This window comes from Paraburkholderia flagellata (genome assembly GCF_021390645.1).
Taxonomy (GTDB): Bacteria; Pseudomonadota; Gammaproteobacteria; order Burkholderiales; family Burkholderiaceae; genus Paraburkholderia; species Paraburkholderia flagellata.
On the sequence record NZ_JAJEJT010000004.1, the window covers coordinates 12,579 to 28,481 of the forward strand.

A 15,903-nucleotide genomic window follows, 5' to 3' on the forward strand; every position below is an offset into this window, starting at 1 on the left:
TACGCGCCATCATCCGCCGCACGCGCTCGAGGCGAGCGCCATCTGCGGGCCCGGGCGTCACGCGCAGCCCCGGGTGTGTCGCGCACACGCGCTGGCACAGGACGTTGGTGACGCGCGCCATCTCCGAAATCCGGGGCATCGCCGCCGTACCCGATGAACGACGCCCACCTGTCAATCCACGTCGCCAGGGATCATGTGCCGGCCGCAGTGATCACACGCGCAGACAGTGATTTCCTGAACTATGTTGCAGCGATATTCGCGCCTGCCTGTTCCCTTTGCCGGCGCCGTCAGGTGTACGTTCCATAGTCGAGCCGGGTCAGGAGGTCATAGATAACTCTTGTGCCTTCGGCACTTCGCAGAAGATCAACGGGCCTTCGCCCATCGAGCCCGTAGGCCGGAGTTTCAAGCCAGCCCTCCGCACCTTCCTCGCAACCAAAAACGCCCGTCGCCTGATCAAACATCGCGGAAACGCGAACAAAGAATGTTGACCGGGCAGCAGGTGTTTTGCGCGCGACAAAATCACGCGGCCTCAGGACAGGCCGGCTCAGGGCCTCGCGCATCCGGTCCAGCACGCGCATCGCAGCCTCATCGCCTTCGTCTGCGAACCAGAAAGGGCTGGCAGTCTCGACCGAGTAGCATTCAGGGCGGCCATCGCAGTAATAAACCTCGCGGATGTCACGCCAGGTTTCATTGCCTTCGCCGAACTCCATGACACGGTATTGCCAGAGAGCTTCCCGCTCAGGGGGCTTGCTTTTAGCCATCTACGCTCCTGTCCATCCTGACCCAGTGAGGCCTACACTCCTGTCCCATGGCGGATGCGTGCGAGCGTCGTTTGGACCCGGTCCACCCCGTCTGCATCCGACAGCAAATCAACTGTCTCGCCGGTCCCAGAGTCTGGTTTCGCGTCCGCAGCCACTGAACGCCGGGCACGGCACTTTCAAACACGTCGGTTGCATCCTCGTATACACGACGACCCGTCCCCCCAGCCCAGCGAGACTCCCTTCAGCGGCTGGCTGACCGGACCGCGCCGGGATCCGTCCCAGCACGAGCTCGGGATCGCCTCGCTCCGATTCTTCATTGGCATCTATCATCCTGTCCTCCCGCTCGGCGGTGGCTGATGGTGACCGAAACATATCGAGACTGCGCAGCGCCTTCCACGCAGTCGGTCATCGACCGTGACCGCAGTGCGCAACGCTCTCCTCCGCCATAGATCGGGCGACGCACATGCCTCACCTGCCCAGCCGACGCCTCAAAGATTGATGCAGGCAGCCAGTAACGCGTGCAGCTGACTCCATGCGCGCGTGCAGCCTCTCTCGCGAATATCCCCTTCCCTCCCACCGGCCGGCGGACGCAACCCCCATGCAAGTTCGTTGCGTATTGACGTCGCGACTAGCCATGCCAAACCCCTCTAGCCTCCACCTGCGCCGCGGCAATCACACGCCCGGGCTCCGTTGCAAGCAGATCGAGTGGACGCTTGCCACCCAGGTACCTGTTCACCGATGCAAACCAGTACGCGAGGTGCCAGCCGTCCTTCGTGCTGTCAAAGACTCGAAGGACATCTGCAAGCGCCGCTACCGGTCGATACTGGCGTTCAGGATCCAGACCGTAGGCTGGGAAGTAGTCGTGTTGTCCGTACCTGACCGAAAAGATCCGGCCCTCTGCTATCCAGCAATCGGGCCGCACTGGCGACCCAGATGCGTCCGGGCACGCGAGCCCGGCGACCTGCTCCGCGGTCAGCCAGTCGCTCGCTTCGAATACAGCCCCTCTGGCCGCCCGAAGCATCGAGGCGTCGCTCTTGCGGATATGCACACCTTGCACCATATGCAGATCGCTCATGCCTGGCTCGGTTCCATGTGAGCCCGCCCATCACGCCGCTCTGCTCCTTCAGTCTTGCCCACGTTGCTCGAGATGAGAACGCCGCGCTCAGCCGGCGAAGGCGTAGAAATTAGCCCGCGCGTCGTGCAGTGCGTGGTGCTCCCCGCCGTGCTGCTCGAAATACGCCGCACGCCGCTGGGCATCGCACCGGCCAGCGATGTTTTCGAGCGTCCAGCCGCGCGGCAAAGGGGCTGCAAGCAGGAACCGGAGCAGGTTCAAGTCCGTTTCATGGTCGTAGCAGAGTATCGGCCCCGACATAGGTGAAATTTCTCCGAGCCACACGCGCAGGGCTTCACGCAGTTGTTCAAATGGCATTGCGCACCCCTCGATGCGGCCTAGTTGGGGCAGCACCACCGCATGCACAAAGTCACTGCATAGCGCCTCATCGTAATCGGTCCGCTCACCGTAGAAATCGTCGCCGTTCTCCCCGGCGATAGCGAGGCTGATGAGCTGGCAGGACCCAAAACTGGTGTACTCGGTGTCGATGAAGTACCGCGTGTTCCTTTCGGTGAAGTCACCGTGCTGTACAGGAAATACGATCGCACCGTGAAAGCTCGTATCGATCATCGACGCCTCACCTCCGACCAGTGCATGTTGACCGAGCCCGGATGGCGCCACATGCTCCCCGCGCGAAGGACTATTTCAGGACCCTAATACAGGGCGATGCCAGCTCGCCGGCGCTGAAGTCTGTCTCGTTCGGGCACAAGAGGAGCCAGATCTTGTTACATTTTGCACATTATAGATTGTAGCTCAATCAAGTGCATCCGATGACATTGCTCCTATTTGACCATCGTGAGCAATCAGTCACTTCGCAGCGGCTTGGGGAGAGCTCTCAAGGCGGCTCGGCGATACCGGGCCGTTTCCCAGGAATCGATGACCGCAACCAGTCGGACATACTTGAGTTCGGTCGAAAGGGGCCGACAAAGCCCGACGCTCGACAAGTTGGAAGGAATCGCCAACGATATTGACGTCCATCCGTTGACGTTACTAATCTACGCCTACACGGCGGGGGCATCGGAGAGCGAGGTACAAAAAACCAAATCGCGAGTTGAACGCGAACTTGAGAATCTGGTCCTCTTTGATCAAGGCGGATTAGCGATTGATTCAAGGTGACATCGGCAGGTCGGGGATGGATCATTTTCCACCTTTTCATGAGGCCATTTGTTGCCGATTGCTTTCCCGCGTCTCTCAGTTGATCGATTCAAGTTTTCTTGAAGGGAGGGGAAGGATGCCGGTCGCATTGTCTTCGCCATAGCCACGGCGCAATGTGAGCCCGCCCCCGGCATCCTCGCTGAGTGAAAGCATATCGCCAGTTTTCCATCCGAGTCGATCCAGCAGATCCAGCGGTAACATGAGGACAGCATTCCCGGTTTCACCATCAGCTTCCTCGAGGGTGGTGAGCATCGCATCTCCGGTCGGGACGCAGGCCTCTGGCAGGTAAGACAGCAATATCTTTGTCAGCGTGGTCCCGTTCTCTGGCAGCGTTAGCCAGCCAGCGCACAGGCTATCCGAATACCGTGCCCACGCAAGCACGAGGACGTCATCTGGCGCTGTGCGTCCGATGACCCTGAGACAGCTTCTCATCCGTAAAAGATCTTCTGGAAACTCCGTGGCGATTTTCGCAAGCTCGCTGCTGGGCTCCAGACAACCAGGTTCCCGCCTTGCAGGTAGACGGCACACGGGCAGCAGCGCTCCACGCGAATTGGGTGGGCCACCCGTACCTCACCGTTTAAGTGACTCATAGCGTCAGCTTGCACGTCGCAAAGATATGGGTTGCTTGACGAGCCTGGATATACGCTAACCAGCTCACCAAAAGTTCCGAAACTGGGGCAGCGGCAGGCCGCGCTTTTCCACGTACTCGTTCGAACTCGCGATTGCATCCGCGTTTTGCTCCATCCAAACCTCGGCTCGCTTGTCTGTGACCGCCCTGGCCAATCCCACCTCGGCTGCTTGCGATACTTTGATGCCGAGATCCGTGGCTTCGGCAGGAAGATTTTCCGCGAGCGAAACGTTCGTGGACCTCTTCGGGGGTGCCGTATTGTGTGCCGTCGTTGGGAATCTCCGGACTGACTGATCCCTCACATGTTGCCACGAGCAACACATTCCGGGTTTGACGCTCACCGCTCCTCATTCGTCTTTTTCGACGGGTTCAGTTGGATCATCGTAGTTTGTGACCGAGCCGCGCAGCCGACGAAAGACGTCATCTCAATGGCGACGCCCTCAAGTTCGAGCTAGACCACTACTGACTCGAAAACCTCTTCATAAAGATGCCAAGCCGGGTCGTCGCCTTCGTCGCAGTGACGCGCAAGGGTCGTCTTAGTACTCATGGAGTTCTCCAATTCTCTGCCGGTCGCCATAGCGACGGCATCGCAAGCTCAAAGTTCTCGTACGGTTCAGCAGTTACTGGCCCCGATGAAGTCAGTGCGCTATTCATGTCGGGCTCCCATGGATGAGTCGCCCAAAGATAGCATCCACCCACTCGGCGCCGTCCTTAGCTGCCGGAGCCTCACGCGCCAGACTCAGGTCAATTGGGTCGACGACGCGACGGGATACATTGGCCAGTCTGAATCGGGAGCGAAATAATCTGCACATGAATCTCGAGCCCTTGCGAAGCCTGACTGAACGTTTCCATACGAAGCCACCTTACGTCCCGCCACGCTCAGATAGTCAGCCGGCGATACCCGTTCAAATGGCGGACCAGGTCCTGTGGGTCGCCACGTCTTCGAGCAGCATCGCCAGAATGCGGTGGGCATCCGCGTACCACGGGTCAAGCTCCGGGCAATGCACACCCTTTCGCAGCCCGGCGGATAGTCTTACCGACAAATATGACCTGCATTGAGCGTCACGACGCTCACGCGACATGGCTCCCGCTGTAGCGTCTCGCTGCCGCAATGACTTCCTGAGGACGATACAACGCATCCTTTGGAGCAACCGCCTGCGCCCGCTCGTCACTGAGCCACCCGTTCGGGTAGTGAAACCACGCGGCGATCTTCCAGGTGTCGGCGACGGCTCCGAGCGCCGCGAGAATATTGAGGATGACAGGCTGCGGTTGGCAAGCCGTGTCGAACTGGTAGGCAGCAAAATACGCCTGACCTTCGACCGTTACGCTATAGATAAGCCCCCTTCGCATCCAGTCGGTCGCCGGCTGCGACTTGCTCACAGGCGGCCGCTTTTGCCGTGAGTTGATCTGCTCTGCGGTCAGCCAATCGCCCTGTTCGAATATGGTCCGTATTGTTTCCAGGCGGCGACGACGCTCATTCAACATGACCATCTCGAAGTTCCTCTGCTGGAATTGAGAATGTGGGCGAGCCTGTTTGACACGAAAGGCCGGACACGGGAAAAATATAGTTATAAGACAACTCTTCGAATACCATCAACGCCCGCTCTGTCTTTCTACAGAGTGAAGCCCCAAAGGGCTGCGTTGTCCCACGCACTGCGCGTACGTCATTCGCACCTAGTCGATAATTAGCGTGCGGTGAGCGGAGATCGTACACAGGATCGCCCGCCTCACCGGACGCTGCTGAAAATCGGGAATCTGGCGTTGTCGTACGTTAGTTTTAGTCTGTACGTTTTCGCCGTACACAAAGCAAATAACGTACAGCTCGATCCGTAATGCACAGTACGTCTGCTGATCCGTCAACTCGACTCGCCGCCTCGTCCCGTCCCCATCATTTTCTGATGATTGAGCGGATTATCGCGGCGACGCGCCCCAGCACATTTGACCCCGTTTCTATTAAAATTTTGTAAACTTGCTTGTCTGTAAAAACGTTCTCGTTTCACTCTCGTCTGGAATAGTACAGAGGAAGGCTGGACTCGGTTGCTCGCGAGCGCGAAAAAGCGGCTCTGGCTCGTACGCGCCAGATATAACTGTTCCTGTTGAAACCCAGCCTCTTCGGGTTGAGATTTGAGGGCAGCGGTGACCACTGCCTTGCAGGGGAGGCAAATATATTTCTACGTAGAAACTGCGATTTTTTTGGCAGATTGGATCCCGCTTCCAGCATCGGTTGCTGCCCGTGTCCGACAAGCGCGCAACCCGGAACCTCCTCGATCGCCCCGGCCAACGTGATCACAGATGAAAGGCTGCTAATAATCAAGATTCCTATTTAATCTAACATAAGCTTATTTATCGCATTAGCTAGTATGTTTACAGCCGTTGCGGCTCGGCGGCATTTCAGGGTCTTATGACCACAACATACATCTGATAAATGGTATCTTTTGGCGTTGCGCAATTGAGCGGACGCACGAATGCTTATACGACTGTCAGATGCCTCTGTGCCGCCTGGGCTGCGAGGCCCGGTTCTGGTGGATCAATACGGTTTGCCCCGGTACTGGGCTGCAGTCTGGTCGGCCATGTCGTCGGCTCAGTTGGCCGATTCGACGCACGTCAAGGCGCTACGCTACATCGAAAACCTGTATCAACACGCCGACCAGCTTCGCGGCGAGGCGTCGCTGGACGTCGCGCTGGGAACGCTGAACGACGAGGTGCTGGCCGAGATTCTTGAGTCATGGTTCGTATCGATCCGCAATCAGCCTGACGGCACCGCCATAGATGAAAAGCGTTGGCAGACCGGCTTGGCGTTCGTCACAGCAATTGTGACGTGGGTGTCCAGGAGTCAGGCTGCTGACGACAGAATTCGGCGCATTGAAAAACAGCTGACCCGGCTTTCGACGCTTTACAGCCAGCTTCACGTTCGCAGAGTCAGGTCGATCGAGGCCGTCCGTTCATTGCCGGCGAGCACGGTCAAGGCGCTGTACGAAATTCTGGATCCCGAATCATCCGGGAGTCCGTTCGCGCGTGAGCAGACCCGCTGGCGTGCCTTCATCGCGTTTGTATTGATGCTGCATCAGGGACTGCGTCGCGGCGAAATCCTGCTGTTACCTGTCGACGCGATAAAGAGTGCCTACGACGACAGGCAAGGCCGAACGCGATACTGGCTCAACGTTCAGGAAAACGAGTACGAGGACCTGAACGATGACCCGCGTTACTCGAAACCTGGCATCAAGACCGCGCATTCGATCCGTCAGGTTCCGGTCAGTGAATTGACCGCGAGCTTGGTGCAATCGTACGCGGAAAACTATCGTGGCCGACCGCAGCATTCGTTTCTGCTCAACTCCCAGGCTGGCTTGCCGCTGTCGACGGAGGCATTGACAAAGATGTTTGCGCAGGTCTCACGTTGCTTGCCTGCGCCTGTCCTGAAGGAACTGAAAGAACGCACGGGCAAGGAATCTGTCACTCCGCACGATCTTCGCCACACGTCTGCTGCCGTGCGGCTCCATCAGCTGCTCGAACAAGGCGATGCGATGGACGAAGCGATCCAGAAACTGCGCACCTTCTTCGGCTGGTCCAAGACATCCTCGATGCCATCGCGGTATGCGCGGGCAGTATTCGAAGATCGCCTGGCTGGCGTGTGGAACGACGCGTTCGACGACCGCATAGCCTTGTTGCGCGCGCTTCCCAAGGGGCACTAGATGAGCAGGTTTCCGGCAACAAAAAGCTCGTTCCAGGGGCAAGAGGCGGATGACGTCATCGAGATACTTTGCGCGGAACTGCCGGACCTGCCACCAGTCATCCGTTACTACGACGACTTCAACGACCGGCCCCGTTCCATCCGGGCTCCGCTCGAGCAGCCAGTGTTCGAATTGCTGATTAACGGCAATCGCGTCAACGTTGACTTCTCGCGGCTGGATGCGCAACGTGCATTCGTCTTCAAGCACGTCTTTATTGCCATTCTCGGGCAGGACCTGAGCGTTGCAACGGCCGCGCTTTACGTCTCCTATGCCCATCACCTGAACGCAGCTGACGTGGTAGCCCTCTTGCGTGCGGGCCCCGCTGGTATCGGTCCTGTCTGGGCCGCCTTGCGAGCCCGGTGCATGCCTGTGCACGTGTATCTGTGCGCGAAGTGCTTGCTCCATCTGCTATGTACGTATCGCCTGTTTGGATGGTCAGTCGAATACCGCGCCTACCTTCACACGGCTCTACCCTTGCCTACCCGTGACGCGCACGCTGGCGTCCGCTCGGGAGACGTATTTCTCGGCGCCGACGAAGAAGCTGCAATCGTGCGATATCTGGACGAAATGGCCGCCACTCTCGCCGTATCATCGGTGCCATCGGTATCATTCGACGACATTTGCGACGCGGGCATGTTGCTGTGCGCGTACCAGTTCGGTATGCGTCCGATCCAGATAGCGATGCTCGCCAGGAGAAATGTGCGGATCTGGGAGGATACCCCGGAGGGACTGCCCACGGTTCACCTGACCTTCCACATGGCCAAGCAGCGCAACGGCTCGAAGAAAAAACCGCTGACGCGCCGGGTCAAGCGCGAATGGGCTCCGATCTTCGTTGCCATCGACGCGCGATGGACTGCCAGGGACGATGCGAATTCCGGGCGTCTCTTCCCTGTCCGGTCGAACTACGAAACGGGATCGCGAATCGCCTCTCTCGTGAGGAAATTGATCGGTTCGGAAGAGCTTGGCACGGCCACGGACCTGCGACATACGGCAGCCCAGAGGCTGGTTGACGCGGGCGCGAGCCACGAAGAACTTGCCGAGTTCCTGGGGCATTCATACGTGCAGACCGGATTGGTCTACTTCAGGACTTCAGCCTCCCACGCGGAGCGTGTCAACCGGGCGCTGGGTGCATCGGATGTCTATCGACGCGTCGCAAAGTTCGCGCACGACCGGTTCATCTCCCCGGAAGAGCTCACCTTGCTCAAGGGTGAGCAGCAAATCGCCGGTGTGCCTCACGGCATCCCGATCGCAGGTATCGGCGGCTGCACGTCGGGACAGCCAGCGTGCCCCTACAACCCGGTGACGTCATGCTACGGCTGCAGGAAGTTCATGCCCTTGCATGACAGGGCAATGCATGAGAGCGTGCTGGCCTCGATGCGCGAGGTGGTCATGTTCTTCGAGCAAAGCTCGCGTGGCGACGCCCAATCTCCGACCTATCTCCAGTTGCAGCGCACGATCGCCGAAATCCAGATGGTCATTGGCGAGCTTGAGGACGAGAGCCGATGAATCGTCACTACCTTGCGTATATCGAGCTGGGCAAGACGCTCGCGTCCGAAAGAGGGCTGCGCTGGGAAATGCCCCTGGACGAAACGGGAGCTGCCCGGGACGGGCGGGGATGGAATCTTACCGCTGCCGCCGGCGATGTGCCGCCAAAAACTCACTATCTGCGAGATCTTGGCGCGGAGACAAAGGCACTGGCACTCGTGAATGCGGAGCGTGCAGCGCGAGGGTTGGTGCCGGTAGAAAAGAAGCCGCTGTCGGACGCATGGCAGGATCTGGTCAAGGCGGCGGTCGCAGAGCAGCTACTGTTCAGGCGTAACACGACCGAACATGTAGCTGCATGCGTCGCGCGTCCCCTGCGACTTATTGCAACATGCGCGGACAAGGAGCCTTGGTCGCTAACCGTTGACGACCTCCACGTTGCTGTTCGCATTGGCAAGGCTGTCCAGCTCTCGGGGAAGCTGGGGGACTTGGTTGTTGGTATCGTCAGGGTCGTGCTCGACGCGCAACACATCTGCGACGCGGGGCCGTTGTATCCTGCGCTCGCTGTTCCGCGGATGAAAAGCAAAAGTGCGATCAAGGCAAAACATCTTTGGTCGCAGGAAAGACTCCGCGACGATCTGGAGGCTCGCAAACGCAACGAACGTCTGCCTGAGCGACGCGCGTTCTGGGAACTGACACGTATCGTGATGACAGAGAAGCCGCAGACGTTCATCGACGCCGTGCGCTTCGCAGCCATGCGAGTCCTGATCGTGACCGGGATGCGCGCAGGCGAAGTCGCGCTGCTGCCGCTCGACTGGAAGCGGGAGCGAACGTACCTGGATTCGAAGGGGCGGCCAGCCGGACGGTCTGGCGGAATCTCGACGTCCTTGATGATCCGCCACTTCGCAGAGAAGCAGCAGGACGGCGAGGCCGACAGCCGCGTCCTGTGCGAGGGCACCCAGCCGGTACCGGAGATGTTCCGTACGCTGCTGACTCAGACCCTCGACCACGTAGCGACGATTACGGAGCCCCTGCGCACCACGTTGAAGTTGCAATGTGAAACGGGACGGCTGCTGCCTTGGTACCCGCCCGACACCGTCGTACCTGTGACCGAAATCTACCCTCGCCTCACGGGCAACCCGTTCTGGTTGAAAATTGAGAGAGGAGCATTCATCGAACGCTATCGGGCTGGGTTCGATCCCGCCGTCCTTGATGACTTGCATGAGTATCAGCACGACCGTTGGCGCGGCGGCAATCGCACCCTCGACATGGCTGTCTACATGTTCGGAAATCGCCTGAAGACAGCGATGTGCAATGGCGAGACGTACCTTCGTTTCCGGCATGGCGACGGTTCACCGATTGATCTCGCCGAACGGATGGACTGGCATACAACGTATCTCCACGTCCGCGAACTCGAAGAGCATATCAGGCGTACGATACCAACGAAGGTATCCGACCTCGCTCCTTTACCTCTGGCATCTGGTGTGGTTCAACCGTGGGAATTCCTGTTTGTACAGCCCAAGCGCGCGCTCACGGAAGAACGCAATGATGGTCTGTGCGATGTGACTCGCTACATGGCAGTCAATCGGCCAGACCCCTGGTTCATCGGGCTTGCACTTGGGGACGACAGGAAACTCCCATCGCTCTTCGAGAAGTACGGTCAGAACGATGATGACCGGACATTGAAGCTGGAATCACATATGCTGCGCCATCTGCAGAATACCGAGTTGTTCCGTTTGGGCGTTGCCGACACGATCATCTCGAAGCGGTTCAATCGACGCAGCGTCGCACAGAGTTACGAGTACGACCATCGTAGTCTTGCCGAGGATCTTGATCATATTGAAATTCCACAGGATATCGAATTAATGCTGGGTGAGAAAGCCACCACGGTGGCGAAGCTCATCAAGGTTCGCAAGGCTTCTGGGCCGGTCGTTGATGCGTTCCGGCGCATCCAGGTCGCTGAAGGCGACATGGCCGCGTACGAATACCTGCGTGCTGAAGCTGACGGATTCCATGCCACACCCTATGGGCACTGCCTGAACTCGTTCACAGTCGACCCTTGCCCCAGACATCTCGAGTGCTTCGCCGACTGTCGTCATCTCTCGGCAACCGACCTCCCGGAGCACCGGCAGAACCTCGTCCGTCTCGAAGGCAAGCTTAAGCTGGCGCTGGAAACGATCAAGGGCCGCCCCTCAACGAGCTTCGGCTGGAAGAACCAGCTTGAGCACGCCGAAAAGCGGCTGGCCGGTGTTCAGAAGCTGCTCGCGACGCCACCTGGCAAACACCCCTTCCCGGAAGGCATCGACCTCTCCATACCGCCACAACGAGGAGTACTTGATGACTGAACCCGGCGAATCGATATTGCACGGCGACGAGCAGATGCGCGAGATTCTTGAGACGCTGCTGGCTGAAGACGAAGACATTACGGCGCGCGCTGTTGCCCGGTTGCATCCGACCATCAATGCGGCATCGTCTATTACCCGCAGCGAGTCTCGCAGTCGCCTGCTTGCCGAGTATCAGCAGCGGCAGTCAGCGTACAGGCGCTGGCGCGGCCGGATCGCGAAACGTTCCGGCGCCGACACGGCTGCGTCGCTGGCCGACAAGGACATGCGCATCGCAGAGCTCGAAGCTACCGTGCAGTTGCTTACCGCCTCTCACCTCGCCATGCTGCGTGCTGTCGGCGAACTCGGTGGCTTCAGCAAGTGGGCGAAATTCTATGAGCACCATCGGGAGGCGCGCGACAAGCTCGCCGCCCTCGGCGCGATACCTGCTGCGCCGGTATCGGCGATGCCGCCGGCCGAATCAGAACGCCGCGCAGACACAAAGCGACGATGACCATCCCAGCGGTGTGATAGTGTTTGCTCGACACCCCAGCTACGAAATGGCTGAGGTTCCGCGGCGGAAGCCGCTTCTCTCCCGAAAGGAGCGTTTGATGTCCTATTGCCCGTTCTTCCAGACGCTACACGATGAAACCCGCCCAGTCGGCAACCTGGGTCGCGGAACCCACTACTCGGTGCTTCGGGTGCCGGTATGGCACGACGAGTTCCTGAACAGAATCGACCGGTGCGCCTTCCTCGACTTCGCGGTCATCTGGGATGAAGATCACGACGACCGCGTGATCGACGCCGTCATGATGCTTTACGTCGGCGGGCTACTCTCCCCCGTGCGGTATATCGGTGAGCGGAAAGGCACGCTAACGATTCTCCTGGCGTCCGATCTGGTAAGCGATTGGGATCCGGAAAAGCTGCAGCAGTATCGCGACGACATCAGCGACATGTGCCAATGCCTGGAAGACCCGTGGACCGCACACGTGGCCGGCGTTGGTGAAGATGGGCATGCGATCATCCACGCTCCGCCCGAGAAAGTTGCCCTGTACCTGAAAAACATCGACATGCTGTGGCAACTCGGCGTCGGCCCCAGATCGCAAACCAGCTAGATCGTGCGCAACACGACGGCCGTCATTGATCGCTCTTGGTGAGTATCGTGTTGCGTCGTCTGGTAATACTCGGCGCAACAACAGTCCCGGTTGGCGATGCGCAACGGGGAACTTGTTAAAACGGCCATATCCTGTGGATAACTCGGCCGCCTTCCCCGTTGAAATATAACAAAACCTGAAAATCCAAACCGACGCAACACCGTGCCATAGGTGCCAAGATTCGCATTTTTTACGATGAGAAGCGCGATCAGCGCGAATACCCATTGCGGCACTGCGCCGAATGCACCCCAATAGTGCATGTATAACGCAACCGCAGTGATATCGACAATGCCGGTCATAGCCCAGTTGAGGAAATACATCCAGCCAGCCACGAAGGATGCTTTCTCACCGAGGAATTCACGGGCATGACACGAAGCTGCCACTGCTCGGGCGATGCATCACCAGTTCGCCGAGCGCGCGCAGGATAAAAAAGGAAAACACTCCGCACACGAGATAGACGATTGCAAGAGACGGCCCCGCTGCCTGCAGGCGAGCGCCTGCTCCGAGAAAGAGGCCCGTCCCGATAGCCCCGCCAATCGCGATCATCTGAATCTGGCGCTTGCCCAGTGTCTGTGATATCCGGATTCGTGAGATTCCAGCCAGTCTTTGCGGCTGACCTCATCGTTACCCTGCACAACTGGTGCTCTTTTCTGTTTGTTCATGTTCAATATTGTCTCCGCCATCAGTCTTGCAACTGACACCGTCTCCCGCCTGTTAAGAAGCTCGACAATCGAGCTTCCGCGGTCGGACGCTTGCAAAGCCGTCGTCATATCGACGACTGCGTCACTGGGCCGTATCATCAGCAAGGCAAATCAACCCGCACGTGCATGAAATCCCGCGATAGCATTCCACATCAGCACCGGATTCGAATACATCGGGAAGTGGCCGCAATCCGGGATTTCGGCCAGTTCTACACCCTGCTCCTGGATATGCTTCAGGTAGGACAGCGACGCATTTTGCTCGCCGTACATGAACATTCTCGGAAACGGAAGACTGAGGAATTTGCCCATCAAGTCTGCATTGTCAGACAGGTCGACCATCGATCGAAAAATGCCACCCACTGCCTCCGCCCGAACCTTGTGACGCAGACTCGCCGCATACAACGCGCTTGCATAGGCGGGGGCATGACGGGTTCGCTCGATGAAGTCGTCGAAGAAGCGGTTGGCGTCTTCGCGCGGGTGTTCGACGATCTGTCGGCTGAGAAAACAGTCTTCGGGCGCAATGTTTCCCTCGATGTCCGTAAAGCTGAGCACCCGCTGCGGAAATCGGTGGGCGAGCATCAAGGCAGTCAGCCCGCCCATCGAATGCCCGACGAGATGGAAACGATCAAACGCCACGAACTCGAGCACGGTCAGCGCCGTTTCCACAAGGAACGGAATGCTGACCTTCGAGAGATCGGTACAAACAGTTTCGCCGCAGCCCGGGGCGTCATATGCGACGAACGGATGCCCATCGAAGTGCTCATGACGCACAATATCGGCGTAGTCTTCTTTCGTAGAACCGAATCCGTGCAGGAATACGATCGGCGCCTTGTCGCCATCGCGCTGAATGGCTGACACATCGACGGCCGTGCCGTCGAGGGTGAACGAGAACCGAGGCCTGGTAAACTCAAGGCGCATGGAATTTTTTCTCCAAATAAGGAACGTTTTCCCCCGGACTTGACGCATCCTGTCAATCGAGACCGGGGATTGTTACGGCGTGGTTCAATTCGTCAGCGTCTTGCAGAAGTCCCCTACGGCTCCGCATGCGCGCGACAGAGACGCGTCATCCAGCGCGTAGGCAATACGGATATACGGCCCAAGTCCGAACGCGCTTCCGTGTACGGTTGCTACGCCGGCCTCGTCGAGCAGCGCATTCACCACGGCCTCGTCGCTGTCCAGGTGCGTACCCGCCGACGTCGTCTTCCCTATCAGGCCTTCGCACGATGCGAAAGCATAGAACGCGCCTTGTGGAACTTCGCAATGCAGTCCGGGGGCCTGATTGAGCTGCTCGACCACGGAATCGCGCCGACGCTGGAACGCTACGCGTGATTGCACGATGAAATCCTGCGGGCCCGTCAACGCGGCGAGCGCGGCATACTGAGAAATCGTCGAAGCTCCCGAAGTCTGCTGCCCCTGTAGCTTCTCCATCGCTTCGATCAGCCAGCCAGGGCCGGTGCCGAATCCGATACGCCAGCCCGTCATCGCGTACGCCTTAGACACCCCATTCATCGTCAGGACGCGATCGCGTAGTCTCTGCTCAACCTGGGCGATCGTGAAAAACTCGATGCCGTCGAAAATCAGATGCTCGTAGATATCATCAGATAGGACCAGCACCTGTGGGTGCGCGAGCAACACCTCGGCCAGCGCCTGTAGCTCAGCGCGGCTATAGACGGCACCCGTCGGGTTCGACGGCGAGTTCAGGATGAGCCAGCGCGTATTCGGCGTGATCGCGGCCTCAAGCGCGTGCGGTGTGAGCTTGAAGCCACTGTCGCTGCCGCACGCGACGACTACCGACTTGCCGCCGCACAGCTGCACGATCTCGGGATAACTAACCCAGTACGGCGCGGGCACGATGACCTCGTCGCCCTCGTTAAGCGTTGCGGCAAGCGCGTTGAAGATCACCTGCTTGCCACCGCTGCACACCAGCGTGTTACGCCAGTCCACGTCAAGGCCGTTCTCGCGCTGGAATTTCGCCGCGATCGCCTCGCGCAGTGCTCGCAGGCCCGCCACCTGGGTATAACGGGTATGCCCTGCGCGAATGGCCGCGATCCCCGCCTCCCGCACGTGCTCCGGCGTGTCGAAATCCGGCTCGCCGGCACTAAGCGAAATCACCTGTGCGCCGCTCGCGCGCCGTACCGCGACGCGATCCATCACGCGATAGGTGGCTGAGGGCCTGGCTGCCGCCAGAAATCGATTCAACCCATAGGCTGCCGCAGTCATCAGGCGTTCCTCCAACTCGTTAGACCCATCAGTTCCAGGGTGGACTGCCCCTTAGTCAGCGCTTCCATCATCGTGGCTTCCTTGTCGGCGCGCGCTTGACCTTGGGTCAAGGTGAACTCGACGCGGGTCGCTGGAATGATCAGGACACCATCGTCGTCCGCGACCACCAGATCTCCAGCCGCCACCGGTGTGCCGGTGAAGCTGATCGGCTCCCCCACGGACGGCGCGCTGGCCTTGATCGTGCCACGCATGGAAATGCCACGCGTGAACACCGGGAACCGTCGCGCGGTAAGCGCGGCGATATCGCGAACGCCACCGTCGATAACGAGACCTGCCACGCCGGCGGCCTCGGCGGCGACCGTCAGCACCTCACCCCAGTAGCCAGCAACAAAGCTACCGGTCGATATGACGAGTACGCTGCCACGCGGCACCCGCTCCATTGCGATATGGATGGACAGATTGTCACCGGGAGAACACTCGAGCGGATATGCCGGACCTGCGACCGACGCGCCCGGCCACACGGTGCGAATGAGCGGATCGACCGAACTGGTGAAAATTCCCGACGCTTCATACAGTGTCGAGGTGCCAAGTTTTCGGGCCTGTTCCAGCAGCGCCGCATCATAGGTCTTTGACGGGTTCATG

General features: G+C 59.1%; 15 protein-coding genes and 1 pseudogene. 6 read left to right on the forward strand and 10 right to left on the reverse strand.

Annotated features, from left to right (window positions below):
- Positions 1–287 precede the first annotated feature (287 nt).
- The 3 genes from L0U83_RS30675 to L0U83_RS30685 all read right to left on the reverse strand — a co-directional run bounded on the left by L0U83_RS30675 (position 288) and on the right by L0U83_RS30685 (position 2,442).
- On the reverse strand, positions 288–761 hold the full coding sequence (locus tag L0U83_RS30675; protein WP_233887961.1) for an antitoxin Xre/MbcA/ParS toxin-binding domain-containing protein: 474 nt from the start codon (positions 759–761) through the stop codon (positions 288–290).
- Between the two features lie 628 nt (positions 762–1,389).
- Complete coding sequence (locus L0U83_RS30680) at positions 1,390–1,836, reverse strand: antitoxin Xre/MbcA/ParS toxin-binding domain-containing protein (RefSeq protein ID WP_233887962.1); 447 nt, start codon at positions 1,834–1,836, stop codon at positions 1,390–1,392.
- Between the two features lie 87 nt (positions 1,837–1,923).
- A complete protein-coding gene (locus L0U83_RS30685) occupies positions 1,924–2,442 on the reverse strand; it encodes a 3'-5' exoribonuclease (protein WP_233887963.1) in 519 nt (172 codons plus the stop codon).
- A 306-nt stretch (positions 2,443–2,748) separates the two neighbouring features.
- Between L0U83_RS30685 and L0U83_RS30690 the strand changes: the two genes are divergently transcribed.
- Complete coding sequence (locus tag L0U83_RS30690) at positions 2,749–2,988, forward strand: helix-turn-helix domain-containing protein (protein ID WP_233887964.1); 240 nt, start codon at positions 2,749–2,751, stop codon at positions 2,986–2,988.
- 75 nt (positions 2,989–3,063) lie between these two features.
- Here L0U83_RS30690 and L0U83_RS30695 read toward each other — a convergent pair whose 3' ends face one another.
- From L0U83_RS30695 to L0U83_RS30705, 3 genes are all read right to left on the reverse strand, one after another.
- On the reverse strand, positions 3,064–3,279 hold the full coding sequence (locus L0U83_RS30695) for a hypothetical protein (protein ID WP_233887965.1): 216 nt from the start codon (positions 3,277–3,279) through the stop codon (positions 3,064–3,066).
- Positions 3,280–3,681: 402 nt separating this feature from the next.
- Positions 3,682–3,978, reverse strand: a complete 297-nt coding sequence (locus tag L0U83_RS30700) for a type II toxin-antitoxin system CcdA family antitoxin (protein ID WP_233889069.1) — start codon at positions 3,976–3,978, stop codon at positions 3,682–3,684.
- A 748-nt stretch (positions 3,979–4,726) separates the two neighbouring features.
- A complete protein-coding gene (locus L0U83_RS30705) occupies positions 4,727–5,146 on the reverse strand; it encodes a hypothetical protein (protein WP_233887966.1) in 420 nt (139 codons plus the stop codon).
- Positions 5,147–6,225: 1,079 nt separating this feature from the next.
- Here L0U83_RS30705 and L0U83_RS30710 point away from each other — a divergent pair.
- The 5 genes from L0U83_RS30710 to L0U83_RS30730 all read left to right on the forward strand — a co-directional run bounded on the left by L0U83_RS30710 (position 6,226) and on the right by L0U83_RS30730 (position 12,301).
- A complete protein-coding gene (locus L0U83_RS30710) occupies positions 6,226–7,344 on the forward strand; it encodes a tyrosine-type recombinase/integrase (protein ID WP_233887967.1) in 1,119 nt (372 codons plus the stop codon).
- Positions 7,345–8,889 (forward strand): site-specific integrase, encoded by a 1,545-nt coding sequence (locus L0U83_RS30715; RefSeq protein ID WP_233887968.1) that lies wholly within the window; start codon positions 7,345–7,347, stop codon positions 8,887–8,889.
- Positions 8,886–11,210 (forward strand): hypothetical protein, encoded by a 2,325-nt coding sequence (locus L0U83_RS30720; RefSeq protein WP_233887969.1) that lies wholly within the window; start codon positions 8,886–8,888, stop codon positions 11,208–11,210. The genes L0U83_RS30715 and L0U83_RS30720 overlap by 4 nt, the downstream gene beginning before the upstream one ends.
- Complete coding sequence (locus L0U83_RS30725) at positions 11,203–11,700, forward strand: hypothetical protein (RefSeq protein WP_233887970.1); 498 nt, start codon at positions 11,203–11,205, stop codon at positions 11,698–11,700. Before L0U83_RS30720 ends, L0U83_RS30725 begins: the two co-directional genes overlap by 8 nt.
- Before the next feature lie 97 nt (positions 11,701–11,797).
- On the forward strand, positions 11,798–12,301 hold the full coding sequence (locus L0U83_RS30730) for a hypothetical protein (RefSeq protein ID WP_233887971.1): 504 nt from the start codon (positions 11,798–11,800) through the stop codon (positions 12,299–12,301).
- Between the two features lie 215 nt (positions 12,302–12,516).
- On the opposite strand, the pseudogene L0U83_RS30735 reads toward L0U83_RS30730, so the two are convergent.
- The 4 genes and pseudogenes from L0U83_RS30735 to L0U83_RS30750 all read right to left on the reverse strand — a co-directional run.
- Positions 12,517–13,002, reverse strand: a pseudogene (locus L0U83_RS30735) (amino acid permease); the annotation flags it as partial.
- 150 nt (positions 13,003–13,152) lie between these two features.
- Positions 13,153–13,959, reverse strand: coding sequence for an alpha/beta fold hydrolase (locus L0U83_RS30740; RefSeq protein WP_233887972.1), 807 nt, complete (start codon positions 13,957–13,959; stop codon positions 13,153–13,155).
- Between the two features lie 84 nt (positions 13,960–14,043).
- Positions 14,044–15,261 carry a pyridoxal phosphate-dependent aminotransferase gene (locus L0U83_RS30745; protein ID WP_233889070.1) on the reverse strand — a complete coding sequence of 406 codons (1,218 nt, stop codon included), beginning with the start codon at positions 15,259–15,261 and terminating at the stop codon, positions 14,044–14,046.
- Complete coding sequence (locus L0U83_RS30750) at positions 15,261–15,902, reverse strand: RraA family protein (protein WP_233887973.1); 642 nt, start codon at positions 15,900–15,902, stop codon at positions 15,261–15,263. The genes L0U83_RS30745 and L0U83_RS30750 overlap by 1 nt, the downstream gene beginning before the upstream one ends.
- Between the last annotated feature and the right edge of the window lies 1 nt (position 15,903).